The organism is Microcoleus sp. BR0-C5, assembly GCF_036705045.1.
In the GTDB taxonomy this organism is placed as follows: Bacteria; Cyanobacteriota; Cyanobacteriia; order Cyanobacteriales; family Microcoleaceae; genus Microcoleus.
In genome coordinates this window covers 1-14190 of the sequence record NZ_JAUBTR010000029.1, presented here as the reverse complement: position 1 = coordinate 14190, position 14190 = coordinate 1, and the positions used below count along the sequence as shown (strand labels likewise).

The 14190-nt window shown below is 45.5% G+C and carries 14 protein-coding genes; 8 read left to right on the top strand and 6 right to left on the bottom strand.

Features of this window, described 5'->3' with window-relative positions; translation table 11 throughout:
- Positions 1-279 precede the first annotated feature (279 nt).
- A complete protein-coding gene (locus tag QUB08_RS15735) occupies positions 280-1083 on the bottom strand; it encodes a DUF2267 domain-containing protein (protein WP_333225595.1) in 804 nt (267 codons plus the stop codon).
- A 545-nt stretch (positions 1084-1628) separates the two neighbouring features.
- Between QUB08_RS15735 and QUB08_RS15730 the strand changes: the two genes are divergently transcribed.
- On the top strand, positions 1629-2087 hold the full coding sequence (locus QUB08_RS15730) for a response regulator (protein WP_333225594.1): 459 nt from the start codon (positions 1629-1631) through the stop codon (positions 2085-2087).
- On the opposite strand, the gene QUB08_RS15725 is transcribed toward QUB08_RS15730, so the two are convergent.
- The 3 genes from QUB08_RS15725 to QUB08_RS15715 form a co-directional block, all read right to left on the bottom strand.
- Positions 2056-2472 carry a DUF2294 domain-containing protein gene (locus tag QUB08_RS15725; protein ID WP_333153466.1) on the bottom strand — a complete coding sequence of 139 codons (417 nt, stop codon included), beginning with the start codon at positions 2470-2472 and terminating at the stop codon, positions 2056-2058. The genes QUB08_RS15730 and QUB08_RS15725 overlap by 32 nt on opposite strands.
- 88 nt (positions 2473-2560) lie before the next feature.
- Entirely contained in the window at positions 2561-2938 is a 378-nt protein-coding gene (locus QUB08_RS15720; RefSeq protein WP_333153467.1) for a BON domain-containing protein, read from the bottom strand.
- Between the two features lie 317 nt (positions 2939-3255).
- Positions 3256-3543 carry a hypothetical protein gene (locus QUB08_RS15715; RefSeq protein ID WP_333225593.1) on the bottom strand — a complete coding sequence of 96 codons (288 nt, stop codon included), beginning with the start codon at positions 3541-3543 and terminating at the stop codon, positions 3256-3258.
- Between the two features lie 1052 nt (positions 3544-4595).
- On the opposite strand from QUB08_RS15715, the gene QUB08_RS15710 reads away from it, so the two are divergent.
- Positions 4596-4844 carry a hypothetical protein gene (locus QUB08_RS15710; protein ID WP_333209677.1) on the top strand — a complete coding sequence of 83 codons (249 nt, stop codon included), beginning with the start codon at positions 4596-4598 and terminating at the stop codon, positions 4842-4844.
- Between the two features lie 161 nt (positions 4845-5005).
- On the opposite strand, the gene QUB08_RS15705 is transcribed toward QUB08_RS15710, so the two are convergent.
- A complete protein-coding gene (locus tag QUB08_RS15705; protein ID WP_333225592.1) occupies positions 5006-5851 on the bottom strand; it encodes a cyanophycinase in 846 nt (281 codons plus the stop codon).
- Between the two features lie 345 nt (positions 5852-6196).
- Complete coding sequence (locus QUB08_RS15700; protein WP_006632734.1) at positions 6197-6394, bottom strand: hypothetical protein; 198 nt, start codon at positions 6392-6394, stop codon at positions 6197-6199.
- A 395-nt stretch (positions 6395-6789) separates the two neighbouring features.
- On the opposite strand from QUB08_RS15700, the gene QUB08_RS15695 reads away from it, so the two are divergent.
- The 6 genes from QUB08_RS15695 to coaBC all read left to right on the top strand — a co-directional run bounded on the left by QUB08_RS15695 (position 6790) and on the right by coaBC (position 14038).
- Complete coding sequence (locus tag QUB08_RS15695; protein WP_333225591.1) at positions 6790-8700, top strand: ATP-binding protein; 1911 nt, start codon at positions 6790-6792, stop codon at positions 8698-8700.
- Positions 8701-9075: 375 nt separating this feature from the next.
- Positions 9076-11163: a CHASE domain-containing protein gene (locus tag QUB08_RS15690; protein ID WP_333225590.1), complete on the top strand. Its 2088-nt coding sequence runs from the start codon at positions 9076-9078 to the stop codon at positions 11161-11163.
- 85 nt (positions 11164-11248) lie between these two features.
- Positions 11249-11545, top strand: a complete 297-nt coding sequence (locus tag QUB08_RS15685) for a hypothetical protein (RefSeq protein WP_333225589.1) — start codon at positions 11249-11251, stop codon at positions 11543-11545.
- Positions 11546-11812: 267 nt separating this feature from the next.
- On the top strand, positions 11813-12436 hold the full coding sequence (locus QUB08_RS15680) for an alpha/beta hydrolase (RefSeq protein ID WP_333225588.1): 624 nt from the start codon (positions 11813-11815) through the stop codon (positions 12434-12436).
- A 45-nt stretch (positions 12437-12481) separates the two neighbouring features.
- Positions 12482-12694, top strand: coding sequence for a protein IsiD (isiD, locus tag QUB08_RS15675; protein ID WP_006632739.1), 213 nt, complete (start codon positions 12482-12484; stop codon positions 12692-12694).
- Positions 12695-12838: 144 nt separating this feature from the next.
- Positions 12839-14038, top strand: coding sequence for a bifunctional phosphopantothenoylcysteine decarboxylase/phosphopantothenate--cysteine ligase CoaBC (coaBC, locus tag QUB08_RS15670; RefSeq protein ID WP_333225587.1), 1200 nt, complete (start codon positions 12839-12841; stop codon positions 14036-14038).
- Positions 14039-14190 lie beyond the last annotated feature (152 nt).

Here is a 14190-nt window from a genome sequence, read left to right as displayed (position 1 = left end):
CGTTCCGTCTAGGGGCTTGACCCAACCCAAGAGCGCGAAACTCTGTTTCTGGGGATATTTCCACTTTTTAGACAAATTTCAGTGATAAACCGGGTTTTTTACAGCACTTACAAGGCAAGGAAAGAGCAATCAGAAAATTAGTGAGGACGAAAGTCCGATCGAGTTTAATCGCGACTTTCGTCCTCACTACAAAGCAATTCCAGAGTTACAAGACAAAAGGTATAGAGAAACCAGGTTGGTCAACCCGGCTGGTAAGTATTTATACCTTAAAATGTCTCATTAAGCCGACTCCCAAATTCCCCGAATTCTGTCCGGCAAAAAGCCAGCTATTTCCTGAATTCGCTCCTCGGACAGCTCATCCTTCGTGGCCGAAAATACAGCCGCGATCGCAGTTTCCGGTTTTACTCCTGAAGGAAGTGCCCCTTCTAGTTCCACCCTCCGTGCAAACAAATTGCCATCGATCCCCAAAGGTGCAGGCGCGCCGGTCAAAGGTTGACGCACCCGGCTGAGCAATCCCACCAGCGGATTGGTATCTTTCCAGAGGTCTGCTATTTCTTGTTGCAGGGTTTTGTCATCCGTAGGCAAAACTTCTTTGTGCAATTCAGATTCCACGTGATCGATTGCTTCTGTTGTCATCACATCGCGCATGACCCGGTACACTACTTCGGTAATGTCGCGGGCATCAAAAATATCCTCCAAGTGACCGTTTACCATCACTTTTTCCAAAAACGGCATATCCTTTGAAGCGATAGGAACTGCGGAGCCTTCTTGGTGCAACGAAGTCGGAGGATTCGTCTCCATTTTGTGTAACAGTTTACGACCTTTTTCTGTTAAATCAGCTTGTTGAAATGCCACTAAAGGCGGCAATAACTCAGCTCCTCCATAAGGCTCGCCACTAAAGTCCGCTTTGATATATTCCCTTTGGTTGAGGTAGTCCAAATGACCGAGCAATTCCGCTTCCGCCACCGGGTGACCGACATATTCTTCCGCTGCATTCCTAATTTCCGACTCTCCCCTGCCGTTGCCGCTGCCAATCTTTTTGAGCAAAATGTAAGTCAGGTCGTCTCTGATTGGAATTGTCATTAAAACCTCCTAGGTTAATATCCGGTAAAGCTCATGTAAAAACTGAATCTTTTTACTGGCTTAAATTGTGATGATTACTACTTAAAAACATTGAAGTCTAAAGTAGAGTAATCAAGTATCTCTCAGCAGGTGGAAGTTATTAAAATTAAGTATCGGTTATAATCTTCCTTTAGGTAGATCCTTGTAAGGGAACCCATGTCTAATGTGGTTAATATCCTAAAAAGCTGTCGCCACTATTGAATGCTATTAAGCAAGGATGCTTTATTGGTAAGATTTTTCGTATTTATTGCGTATTTTTACCAAGGCTGACGCACCAAGAGGGCCTCAGTTGGTAATTGGCGCTGGGAGAGGTAGAATTAAGCAGATGCTATGGAATGAATCAACTGCGGTCGTTTTTGCCCGCAGATTGTAGCGATATTGTATCGGCTTAGACCAAAAACTGGTCATGGGAGAGCTACAAATACGAGCCAATCTGTTTCAAGTGCCGCAGCGCCACTTGAAGAATGCCTCGGGGACAATTTTTTTGATCGTTTCGATCGGCATTTATGAACTACCCTAATTGGAACAATAAATTGGAATCCTCGTCTTTTATTAGCGGTCAACCCCCGGTTGACAAGCGTCCTTTAGTGTTGGCTGTAGACGATAATCAGGACAACTTAGAGCTGCTGACACAAATACTCGATTTATTCGGCTGCGACTGCGTGGGAGCAGTTGACGGGTACGCAGCTCTTTCAGCAGCAGTCGATCGACATCCCGACCTAATCGTACTTGACATTTGCCTGCCGGATATAGACGGTATGGAAGTAGTAAAGCGCGTCCAACAAAACCCCGCTATCAGACATATTCCGATTGTTGCGGTCACAGCACTAGCAAAACCAGAAGACCGCGCTCGAATTCTCCAAGCAGGCTGCGTGGAATACCTTTCTAAACCTTTTAACATCAAAGATTTAGAAACAGTTATCCGCCAGCACCTCAACTCTCAAATGGTTTTGGTTGAGTTTTAGATTTATAATTAGAATCACGAACTTGAGGTGCAGAGTCCAAAATTGCGATCGTTCCAGTGCGGCCTGTCTCCAAGGTCGCATCGCGGAGCAAATCAGTAACTCCCACGCCCAAAACCTTTTGGATTAATTCTTTCAGTGGCAATTCCAGAACTGATTCTAATTGTGTCCGCACCTGCAACGCCAAATCTTCCTGACCGTTCTGAGCCAGTAGTTTTTCGGGTTGAGTCAGCCCATTTTCGACAACTATTATCAATTTGTTATCCAAAAGATTGCAGAGCGCCTGACTCGTTGGGTGTCCGAGTTGAGAGCGGTACAAAGCTTGAATTCCCTGCGAAAGAGTCCGTTCTAATTTCCCCCGAGTAGGTTCTAAGGTTTCCCCTGTCATATTTTTTATTGAAAGCATGATAGATAAAAAAGACTGTTAGCAGTTAACAGTTAACAGTTAACTGCTAACTGTTATAAATAACGGCGCGTTAGCCGACAGTAACTTGATTAGTTTCCACCCCAGTTGCACCCTTAACACCTTTAGCAATTGTCACCAACTTGTTGACAATTTCCTGACTGGGAACTGTACCTTTGAGAACCACCGTAGTGCCAAGTTGAGCCACATAAACAGTCTCAATATCCGCAACATCGGGATTTGCATCGAAAGCTTGAGCCACCCGTTTAGCTAAACCGCTTTGATCGTATTCTCCATTCAAGCCCATGCGTTCCGGCGGGATTGTCTGAGCGCTCGCAGCAGGTTGAGCTTGAGCTTGAGATTGAGCTACAGGTGCTTGGTAAGCAGGAGCATCAACAGTTTCTTGATTTTCAAGTTTTTCTAAACCAAACAATCTTTTTAGCCAGCCCATAGAGTTTGTCCTCCGACAAAGTTTGTGTTAATTGACGTGTTAATTGACGTGTTAATTCACGGTTGGCAAATCTCCCTGTAATTGTTATTCTCAATACCAGGAATTACGATCGCACTCTTGGATGCAGAAACCGAGTTTTTTTACAAAAAAGTATCGTTACAGCCATCCGCCCCGGTATAAAAACCCGGTTTGTTGAGTTTGGTGCGCCCGTTCTAAATACAATTTACTGTTGTACAACTGTGCCGATCATCTGCCTGGAGACATAATTCTCCCGCTCTCAAACAAATACTTGCGCTGACCATTCCGGCAAATCAAACTTAAACCCTTCTTCCCCAACTTCTACGATTTTGTTGTACATCCACTCGTGCCAAGTTCCCAGCCGGAAACTTAGGAATGCTGTTACCAGATAGATAAGTATCCGAAAAATTAGCGACAACTACTGCTCGCGTTCCCTCATCGCTCCAGCGGTAATAAGCCAGCACTTTGGCTTCGGGATTTTCGTGGATGAATTCAATATTGTCGGTATAAAGTGCCGGCAAATGTTGCCGCAGCCGAATCACGTGTTTGTAGTATTCCAACAACTCATGATTTGGCTGATTTTTCAACAAAGACCATTGCAGTTTATTCGGCTGGTTGGGAGTTTACCGAGAGGATTGTCCAAACTCTTCGCCCATCCACAGCATCGGTATTCCTACTGCTGTGACTAACAAAACCGGGCGTTGCTGATTTATGGTATGAAAGGCTAAATATCCAAGTCATAGAAACCAGTATCTACAAAGCTTCGGGATTTTAAACTTATTTTTTTTCCTACCCTGATTAAGCAACGCCCTGAATTTTAGTGCGGAAATAACCTTTGTCATTTTTTTATCTTTTTCTAAGGAATTTCTGCCCATTGAGAAAAGGAGCCGAGCAGTGTAGCTGCTTGGTTGTTGGAAGCGAAGAGTTTGAATTCAATTGCACCGGCCATGAATAGCTTGTTTGGAGAACTTATAAGTGTGATTAGTATTGATTTTTACAATTTGGCAGATTGGTCGTCATCGTTGTTAAGAGTTAACCCTGTAACTCTTATGTTGTAAGGTGTACAGTGGGCAGCCGGAGGATTTAGTAGTACACACTACGCACCAGGACGCGGAGGTCAGATTTCAATCAAAAATGTAGTTAAAGTAACTAAAAATTATTAAGCGCTGTTTATGAAAAATAATTTAACTTTTGATAACTAGATAAATCGTGGTGAACATTTAACATTTGTAACTAAAGAAACATTTTTTACCCTACAGGAATAATACCGTAGAAAGATGTCATTTTATGCGGAAAGAGCGAGGATCAGCGTGTAATTATAAGGCAAGGGAAACCAGAAAAATGAATCCTTTATTCAACTGGGTTCTCCTGCGACTTTAAGCCAAGTTTGAGCCGAGAATAGCAATGATTATTTTTGCTTATGTCTTGGTACCACTTGTTTTATAGTTTTTGACTGCCCAACTTGGCCGAATCAAAATCAGCTTTAACGACTGCTGCTACCTCAGTAATTGGTAATCGGTGAAAATCTCATCCGTCCCTGTTACCCGTTAGATATTCCGAGCAGCGGCTCTAGGGCTCTAAAAGTTTAATGTGGGATGTTGGCGAATTACCGTTACTGTAAAACTCTGGAGTGTTAAAAATGCTAAAACAAATGTGTTGGTTGCCCAGACTCGGAGGCAAGGGAGAAAAGATATTGCACTTACGCACCGATGCCCGTCAGGGGTGGCGGTCTTATACAGCTTTTCCGCAGTTCGCTGTACCCGACTACCGGGAACCGGGCGGTTCTAAGGGATGGGCAACTTATCAGAAGCTGAGAGTTCAAGGGTGGAATTTAATATCGACCGCAGAAGGGCAGCAGTCGATTTTTGGCGAACAGAAAAGTGCTTAAAAAACCCGAAACCGCAGCAATAAAAGAAGAGGATTTTTCCTCTTCTTTTTATTACTTTTGGAGACAGAAACTGGGTTGTTAACCATCTTACTTGGTAGAATGGCTAAGGTGTGCTGTGCTCACCTTACATAATTTTGAGATGGTTGCCAGTAGCAAGCAAATTAGGCGATCGCCCTTTCTGTCTGTGCTGTAGTTGCTAGGTTATGGAGCACCGGCTGGCGAGTTTTCAAGTTAAACCGGTATCCGTGGGGGAGGATGTGCAGCTTGGCACCGCAAATCGCCAAAGCCTCATCCTTCAAAAGTCCATCTAAATTGTCGTGGAGTTTTTCCGACTCGTCGATGACAGTTACAGCATTTTCGCCAATGACTTCAAACTCGTCACCGCTGACTAAAATAGCTGTATTTTCGTCAATACCAAATCCCAACACGGCAGGTTGCAGCAAGAGTGCGGAAACTAAACGTCCCAGACGACCTCGCTGGGCGAAATGCTGGTCGATGACAACTCCCGGAAGGAAACCCATTCCCGGGCCCATTGCTACCACCTCAACGCGGGGATTTGTCTCGGAGTCTCCTTCAATAATCATCATATCTGGCATCATCGCCGCGCCGGCACTGGTGCCGCCAATGATAATCCCTTCAGAGTAGCGTTTGTGCAGAGCTGCGTCGAGTATGGTGTCTTTCAAGCAGCTAATAATCCGCGCTTGCTCTCCGCCGGTAAAGAATATGCCGGTCGCTTGGTGGATCGCTTCTAAATAATCTCGATTGCTGGCATCTTCCGGTTTCTGGGTGTCAACAACTCGCACATCTTCAGCACCAAGTCGCTCAAACACTCGGATGTAATTATCTCCTACTTCTCCCGGCAGGCTAGTGGCAGCCGTCATGATCACAATGTGGGCTTTAGTGCCTCCGGCGCACCGCAAGAATTCCCGCAGAATTTTGCAGTCCCCGTCTTTGTCTTCGGCCCCACCAATAATTAGCAACTTCCCCTGACTTTCGTCGCTCGCCATATTATCTTTACTGTTAATTTATTAAATTTCACTAAAACACAAAATTCCTTTTTCCGAAAACTGCCAAAAGGTATATATAGATACAAAAAAAAATTCAGGCTTCTACCACTCTAGGACGCACACAGCAAGGGTGATATGGGAGTTTACTCATCCTCGATGATCGACAAAACAAACTTACCCCCCCTAACAGGAGATAGGGGGGGTCAACCAATGAGCTTAAATTACAGGACTGACGCGCGCGCGGTGATCAATCCGGTTTCTGATCCGCTTCTTCGCTAATCCTCCTCTGATTGCTCGTAGAAATCGGATTGATGAGCGTCAGTCCTCAATTAGTCCGATCGCCCGTTAGTGCGATCGCTCGATCAAATTGCTCAATATGGTACTCGCCCGTTCTAAAGGGAGGTGTCTGGGTTTGCCGTTCCAGACAATCTGATATTCGTTGCTGTTTTGACCATCGCCGTAGCCAGAAATTAGCTTCCGGTGAAAGGCTTCCTCAGCTAAGTGGTGAACTTTGTCCCTGAGAGCAGTTTGTGCGATTTTCATAATTTGCTGCCTCTTAAATTTTCTTTCACTGTCATAAACAATTATAAGTACAGAGTGTACCTCTCAAAAGTTATAGCTTTTTTTCGGGAGGGGGGAAAGAAGTAGTCATTAGTCATAAGTGCTTAGTTATCAATGCTTAGTCATCAATGCTTAGTCATCAATGCTTAGTCATCAATGCTTAGTCTGATGTTGAAGGAAGAAGGAATATTTTCCCACTCTCACCATCTCCCCCTCTCCCCCTCTCCCCCTCTCCCCTACTCTCCCTTTCGGGCAATACTGAAGGCTGAATTGCTCGGAGTATTTGTCTCACTGCTGAAATATCTATGCCCGCAGGTAGTATCCCATGCACCGACTATAAAGTTACCTTAAAAAATTAGCTCAAAGGAGGTTAGAAAATGCTGCAAGAAAAAAGCACCGAAACAGCCCGCGTCAATGCTCGAAAAACCGATATTTTTGATGTTTTCAATTTCAAACACTATATCGGGCCCAACCCTTATTTAGGCACCGCGGCTTTAGTTTTTGATTTAGCGGTAACGGACGCGAGCGAACCTTTGCCGATCGCACATTACCAGGAAATTATTAGCGATCGCTACCCCCAACTGCTGCACGAAACTTTCTCGAACCATGCCCAACTGTTCGGTCGTACCGCCTCAGAAGTAGCAAAACTCGACATGGGTTTGCACTTCCAACACTGGAACATCAAGCCATTTTCTCAGTTTAACAGAATCAGCATAGAAGCACTTCACGCCCGCAGCGCCAGAGCCGTAGTTTACGCAGTGTGGGATTGGTTTGAAGCCATCAATCAAAATCAAGACTTTCCCTTGGAAGCACAAATAGCCGCGCTGCAAAATATGTTCCGGCAGTCAGTTTACGGAGGCCCGACAGTTTATTCGTTAATGCGATCGGCATCCCAAAAAGGCATTCCCGCATTTTATTTGTGGGATGAAGGACTAATGCAATATGGGTATGGCAAAAAACTCGTGCGCGGCTCTGCAACTACTTTTGATTCGGACAGCCATTTAGACTCAGATTTTACCACGCGCAAAGACGATTGTAAAGCTTTTCTCGCTACATTAGGATTTCCTGTTCCCAAAGGCGATATCGTCTCCACAGAAAGCGGAGCTCTGGCAGTTGCTAGAGACATTGGCTATCCAGTTGCTGTCAAACCAGTAGTCGGTCATAAAGGAATTGGCGTCACAGCAGATATCCGAGATGGTGAGGAATTGCAGGCCGCTTTTAAAAGAGCGGTTAAGGCAATTCCCGAAACAGAACCGGTGCGAGTAATTGTGGAAAACAGCATCAAAGGATCTGATTTTAGGCTGTTGTGCGTTGACGGCAAATTTGTTTCGGCAACGGAACGCCGACCCGCTTGGGTAACAGGGGAAGGCGACTCAACAATTCGCGAATTGATCCGCCGTGAAAACCGCAAATCCGAACGTTTGGATACGCCAACTTCGGCCCTGAGCAAAATTCAGTCCGACGAAGCGATGGAAATGTATCTGGCAGAACAAGGGCTGTCATTGGATAGTGTCCTAGAGCGCGATCGCACTGTGTCTCTACGCAAAGTCGCCAATCTTTCCGCAGGCGGCGTCAGCATCGACGCTACCCGCAACATTCACCCGGATAACATTGTTTTGGCTCAAGATATTGCCCTACATTTTCGGTTAACTTGTTTGGGGGTTGATGTGGTAACAGAAACTCTCGCCAAATCTTGGAAAACAGGCAATTTTGGGATTCTCGAAATCAATGCCGCCCCGGGAATTTTTATGCACCTCAACCCGGCTGTGGGCGAAGGGGTAGATGTGCCTTCGCATATTATCGAAACTTTCTTTGATTCGGGAAAATCCGCCAGAATTCCGCTTATTACTTTCAACCGAATTTCGGTGCACGAACTGCAAGAAACAATCGATCACATTCTGTTGCAGCATCCCGATTGGACGATCGGTGCTGTTTGTCGCGGTGGACTTTTTGTCAACCGTTCTGAAAAAGTTTTGAATAAGAATTACAATCTTAACGTGCAAAGTTTGCTGCGGAATCCCAAGCTCGATTTGTTAATTGCTGAATATCCTGAAAACATTTTGGAAGCTGAGGGAATGTTTTATCAGGGAAGCAATATGGTGGTGCTGGACAATCCGGGGGAAACTGAGATGATGTTGGTCAGAGAAAGCACTGATGACGATACTGTTGTGGTGAGGGAAGGAAATAGTATTTCTATTCGCCGCCAAGGGTTGATCGAACAGTATAATCTGGGGGATGATGAACCGTTTACACGGGTTTATTTGAAAGAAATAGGGACTGTTTTGTAAGCTGTTCCCAATTTAAGTTGGCTTTGTAGGGCGGGTAATCAATACCCGCCCCACCAGATCAAGGCTTTTTCTCGTTCCCAGGTTCTTCCGGGGCAGGAACTTGGGAGGGCCCTGATGGGCACTGGCTTCGTTACACTTAGTTACAATTGCTTTCAATTCCTCCGTCGTGGATGCACTATTCGTGAAAACCCGATTTCTTCCCAACTTTCTCGTTACCACGCCAATATTTTCGTAGAAATTGGGTTTTTCGGGGTAAGTCCTATTCCTGCGATCATAAGTTTTTAGACAATCTCGTTTGTGCGCTGTCGATCGTGCTATCAAGGAATTTCACAAGTCTTTAAACAATTGCACTCCGGTGGCAGAAGGTGTGGGAATATGAATGTTGCGAGCAATTGGTTTAATTCACTGACCGAAAGTTTACTGTCGCACCGTCGTTACATTCCAGCAGCGCTGACTCTTTGCACCGGTACGAGTTTGTCCTTGGCAGCCGCAGCCGTTGTGTGGCATTCGGAAAACCAACGAATGCAAGCTGAATTTCATCAGCAAGCCGATCGCCTGAATGTATCATTGCAGCAAAGCATCAATAAAAATTTAGAATTTCTGTACTCACTTGAAGCATTCTACAGGGCATCTACTGAAGTTACCAGAGCAGATTTTAAGCAATTCGCTCAACCTGCACTTTCCCGAAATGCTGCTATACATTCTGTTAACTGGATTCGGCGGGTGCCGGCTGCCCAAAAAGCAGCTTACGAACAAACAATTCGAGCCGAAGGTTTTCCGGCATTTCAAATTTACGAGCGAACTCCTGACAAAAAGCAAGTCAAAGCAAAAGTGCGCTCGGAATATTTTCCAGTTGCCTACAGAGAAGCACTAGAAGAAGATAACAAAGTGATCGGTTTTGATGTTGCCTCCAGCCCCGATCGCAAAGCAGCTTTAGAGAAAGCGGTGAATACCGGGAAAATAGCGGCTTCCGCGCGGATTAGATTAGTCAGCAACAATCAACCGGGATTGCAAGTATTTCTACCAGTAGCCCGCCGCACAACTTCTGCTGATAACTCTGTCAACGGCCGCCAAAACCTAATGGGAGTTATTGCGGGTCTGTTTCAGATCACCAGTATGGTCGATTCCTCTTTAGAATCGCTAAATTTAGACAACATTAATTTTTACCTCTATGACAACTATGCTATAGAGAAAGAACGATTTCTGGTGCGCTACGACTCACAAGCTAAGCAGTTGATAGATAACCCAAAACACGAAAAGCCAGAGTTAACTAATATCCGGGGAAAAATCTGTCAAAATCCTAGTGCTTGCACTCGCTTATTTAACGTAGCAGACCGCCAGTGGAGGCTGCTAGTTTTGCCTGGAAAGGGGTACAACAGTCTGAGGACGCATCAGGGTTCGCTGGCAATTGGCGCGATCGGGCTATTGATGACTGGCAGCTTGACGATTTACCTGTTGATGTCTCTAGAACGTACTGCAAAAGTAGAACAGCAAGTGTACGATCGTACAATTCAACTAAAACAGCGCACCGCTGAACTAGAAACAGCACTAAAAAATTTGCAGGAAGCTCAATTTAAACTAATCCAAACTGAAAAAATGTCCAGCCTGGGGCAGTTGGTAGCTGGAGTTGCCCACGAAATTAACAATCCTGTCAACTTCATCTCTGGCAACCTGATCCATACAGGCGCATATACTAGAGAATTGCTCGAACTTGTGGAAATATACCAGCAGCAATATCCGAACCCAACGCCAGAAGTGCAAGCGAAACTAAAAGAGATTGATTTGGAGTTTATCACTCAAGACTTGCCTAAAATCCTAAAATCTATGAATATGGGAGCTGAACGGATCAGCCAGATCGTGCTTTCTCTGCGGAATTTTTCGCGCTTGGATGAAGCTGAAATGAAGTCGGTTGACATTCACCAAGGCATTGACAGCACCTTGATGATTTTGGATAGTCGGCTGAAACCAAAAGGTGATTTTTCTGGCATTAAACTCATCAAAGACTACGGAAATTTGCCCTTAGTGGAGTGCTGGGCGGGACAATTGAATCAGGTATTTATGAATGTTTTAAGCAATGCTATTGATGTTTTATCTGATGAAGAAAATCAAAAAAGGCTCGAAAAAAAGGCATCTAATTCTGCCTTTTTACCTACTATTCGGATTCGCACTGAACTTTTAAGTTCTAATTGTGTATGCGTGCGAATCGCTGACAATGGAACGGGCATGACGGAGAATGTCAAAAAACGTTTGTTTGATCCGTTTTTTACTACCAAGCCTGTAGGCAAAGGTACTGGCTTGGGATTGTCTATCTGCTATCAAATAGTGGACAAACATCAAGGTTCGCTCAGGTGCGTATCGGCTCCGGGAGAGGGAACTGAATTCTGGATTGAGGTGCCGGTGCGACAACAGTCTAAGCAATCTGTTTCTCAGGTTTTACCTGCGGTAGGTGCCAATCGATTTTAGATTTTAGATTTTAGATTTTAGAGGCGACCCCACGGATAAATACGTTCGGCAAGTTTCATCGGATACAGGTTTTTTTTCTGGACGGATGAATCCGGGGGCTTGTATCCTGGATGCTTTCGGTCAATTGGAATTAGCGGAACAAATCTCGCTTCTAGCGGAGTCTTGCTGGGAGCATCTCAATGAAAGCAGCCCAGCTATAAATTGGAGACAGGAGATAGGAGGCAAGAGGGGGCAGGGGGCAGAAGGCAGGAGGCAGGAGGCAGGAGGCAAGAGGAAGAAAGAAGGAGACAGGAGGCAGGAGGCAGGAGGAAAGAGGAAGAAGAAAGGAGGCAGAAGGAAGGAGTCAGAAGAAGTGTTTTTACAAATAGGAGATGCTCCCTAATTCCTGTTTAGAAAAGGTGAACTATCCGCACTCTACTTTGGAAAAGCGCGATGTCGCACTCTACTTTCAACGGTTAACAGTCAACAGTCAACTGTTAACAGTTAACAGTTAACAGTCAACAGTCAACAGTCAACAGTCAACTGTTATAGTTATTAGCAAGCGCGTGCTAATTCCCAGTGGAATATTGCCGAAAACAAATATCTGGGGTTTTACCCGTCGTAACAATTTATAATTGTAGCCAGGCCAGATTACCAATTATTAACTACGATGTCTTTACAATCTATTAGCATTCCGCCCACAACGGATCGCAAACCTGTCGCTTTGATGGTCGCTTTACATGGATGGGGTGCTAATGCTCGCGATTTGACTTCCTTAGCACCCTTTTTCAATTTGCCGGATTATCAGTTTGTGTTTCCCGATGCCCCCTTTCCCCATCCCCAGGTAATGAGTGGCAAAGCGTGGTATAACCTTCAAACCAAAGACGCTCAGGGATTGGTAGAAAGCCGGCAATTGCTGAGGGAATTTTTGCTGTCTTTGGAAAGCACCACGGGCGTGCCTTTGTCTCGCACGATTTTAGGTGGCTTTTCTCAAGGCGGAGCGATGACTCTAGATGTGGGATTGACTTTGCCCCTAGCTGGTTTAATTTGTCTGAGCGGTTATTTACACCAGATTTCGCCAGTTGCTGGGAGTGTTTTGCCACCTGTTTTAATCGTACACGGTACTCAAGATACTATTGTGCCTGTTAGTGCTGCTGTGCGATCGCGCGAGAGTTTGACGGCTTGGGGAGCTGCGGTGCAGTATCGAGAATTTAACATGGGACACGAGATTCTGCCGGAAGTTATAGAGGTAATGCGAAGTTTTGTTGTAGAAACTGTGTCGAAATCTGATTAAAGGTTTAGTATATAGTATGGCGGAAGTCTCGGGCAGGGGAAAAAAATGAAAACTTTAACCAAAGCATCGCGCGATATTGCTGTACTTACTTCTCAGGACGTGGCAGAATTGGCTGTCCGTTTGGAAGTTGACGATTATACAGATCCTTTTGAGGGATTGAATGATTGGCATTTGTTGCGATCGCTTGCTTTTCAGCGGCCGGAGCTGGTTGAACCTTATCTCCACCTTCTGGATATGGAAGCCTACGACGAAGCATAGACTGAAAAATCTAGCTCAAAATTTTCGATGGAATTGAGGAAGAAGTTAGCAGCATATTTTGTTGCGGATTCAACAGATGAATTAGGGATTTGAGTCTGTTTTTATCTTAATTTCTTTCTTGATTCTTTTTTATGAAAAAATGACATGAAAGGCAGACGAATTTTAATCGGCGTTAGTGGCGGGATTGCGACTTATAAAGTTTGCGAAGTAGTTTCAACTTTAGCAAAAGCTGGAGCGGAAGTTAAAGCTATTCTTACTGATGCGGCAGGGGAGTTTGTAACGCCTTTGACTTTTGCTACTCTGTGCCGCCATCCTGCTTTTACTGACAAAGATTTTTGGCAAGCAAATCATGGTCGCCCGCTGCATATTCAACTGGGAGAATGGGCAGAAGTTTTTGTAATAGCTCCCCTGACTGCTAATACTTTGGCTAAGTTGGTGGGGGGTTTTGCTGATAATTTGCTGACTAATACTGTCTTAGCTTCTAATTGCCCAATTTTGCTGGCACCGGCGATGAATACGGATATGTGGGAACAGCCGACGGTGCAGCGGAATTGGTGGGAAGTGTTGAGTTATCGGCGCTATCATGCTGCGAATCCGGGGGCGGGTATGCTGGCGTGCGATCGCGCGGGTGTTGGCCGGATGGCAGAACCTGGTGATATTTTGCCTCATATTGAATCGCTGTTGTATGCGAAGGGCGATCGAGATTTAGCAGGCCTTCGGGTGTTGATCAGTGCGGGAGGAACGCGGGAACACCTCGATCCGGTGCGGTTTATCGGCAATCCTTCCACGGGCAAAATGGGTATAGCTTTGGCGCAAGCTGCACAGCATCGCGGCGCGACTGTGACGCTGGTACACAGTATAACGGGCGAATTGCCGCTGTCAGGTATGCGGGCGATCGCAGTTACCAGTGCACAAGAAATGCGGCAGGCGATGCTGCAATGCTTTCACGATGCAGATTTGACGGTGATGGCGGCGGCGGTAGCGGATGTGAAGCCGGCTGAGTACAGTAGTGAGAAATTGCCGAAGCGATCGCTCCCGAATTGTTTGCCTTTGGCACCGGTAGCGGATATTGTGGCAGAGTTGGGAAATTTGAAACAGCCGCACCAAAAATTAATCGGGTTTGCAGCACAAACTGGGGATATTGTCAAGCCGGCTGTGGAGAAATTGCGGGCGAAGAAACTGGATGTAATTGCCGCAAACCCGATCGATCAAATAGGTGCAGGTTTCGGCAGCAATACCAATCAAGCAATATTAATTAATGCCGCCGGGAAGCAAGTAGAAATAGCCTCTTGCAGCAAGCTAGAAATGGCTCACCGGTTGTTAGATTTTGTGATGGAGGGGTGAGGGCGATCGAACTGCGATGATGTTACTAATTGCGGATTTGTCGCTGGGCGGGGCGGGTTTTTGAGATGGTAGGTTTCTAACCCACATTCCGCAGTTCTGGCTTTGATGACTAAGGATTTTCATACCTTCACTGTAGGAAAAATATCTGTGCC

Excerpts from the sequence above, each read along its gene's own strand:
- coaBC (WP_333225587.1), top strand. The coding sequence starts at position 12,839 with ATGAAAGGCAGACGAATTTTAATCGGCGTTAGTGGCGGGATTGCGACT.
- isiD (WP_006632739.1), top strand. The coding sequence starts at position 12,482 with ATGAAAACTTTAACCAAAGCATCGCGCGATATTGCTGTACTTACTTCT.
- QUB08_RS15710 (WP_333209677.1), top strand. The coding sequence starts at position 4,596 with ATGCTAAAACAAATGTGTTGGTTGCCCAGACTCGGAGGCAAGGGAGAA.
- QUB08_RS15705 (WP_333225592.1), bottom strand. The coding sequence starts at position 5,851 with ATGGCGAGCGACGAAAGTCAGGGGAAGTTGCTAATTATTGGTGGGGCC.
- QUB08_RS15700 (WP_006632734.1), bottom strand. The coding sequence starts at position 6,394 with ATGAAAATCGCACAAACTGCTCTCAGGGACAAAGTTCACCACTTAGCT.
- QUB08_RS15695 (WP_333225591.1), top strand. The coding sequence starts at position 6,790 with ATGCTGCAAGAAAAAAGCACCGAAACAGCCCGCGTCAATGCTCGAAAA.
- QUB08_RS15720 (WP_333153467.1), bottom strand. The coding sequence starts at position 2,938 with ATGGGCTGGCTAAAAAGATTGTTTGGTTTAGAAAAACTTGAAAATCAA.
- QUB08_RS15730 (WP_333225594.1), top strand. The coding sequence starts at position 1,629 with ATGAACTACCCTAATTGGAACAATAAATTGGAATCCTCGTCTTTTATT.
- QUB08_RS15680 (WP_333225588.1), top strand. The coding sequence starts at position 11,813 with ATGTCTTTACAATCTATTAGCATTCCGCCCACAACGGATCGCAAACCT.
- QUB08_RS15685 (WP_333225589.1), top strand. The coding sequence starts at position 11,249 with ATGAATCCGGGGGCTTGTATCCTGGATGCTTTCGGTCAATTGGAATTA.
- QUB08_RS15690 (WP_333225590.1), top strand. The coding sequence starts at position 9,076 with ATGAATGTTGCGAGCAATTGGTTTAATTCACTGACCGAAAGTTTACTG.
- QUB08_RS15735 (WP_333225595.1), bottom strand. The coding sequence starts at position 1,083 with ATGACAATTCCAATCAGAGACGACCTGACTTACATTTTGCTCAAAAAG.
- QUB08_RS15725 (WP_333153466.1), bottom strand. The coding sequence starts at position 2,472 with ATGACAGGGGAAACCTTAGAACCTACTCGGGGGAAATTAGAACGGACT.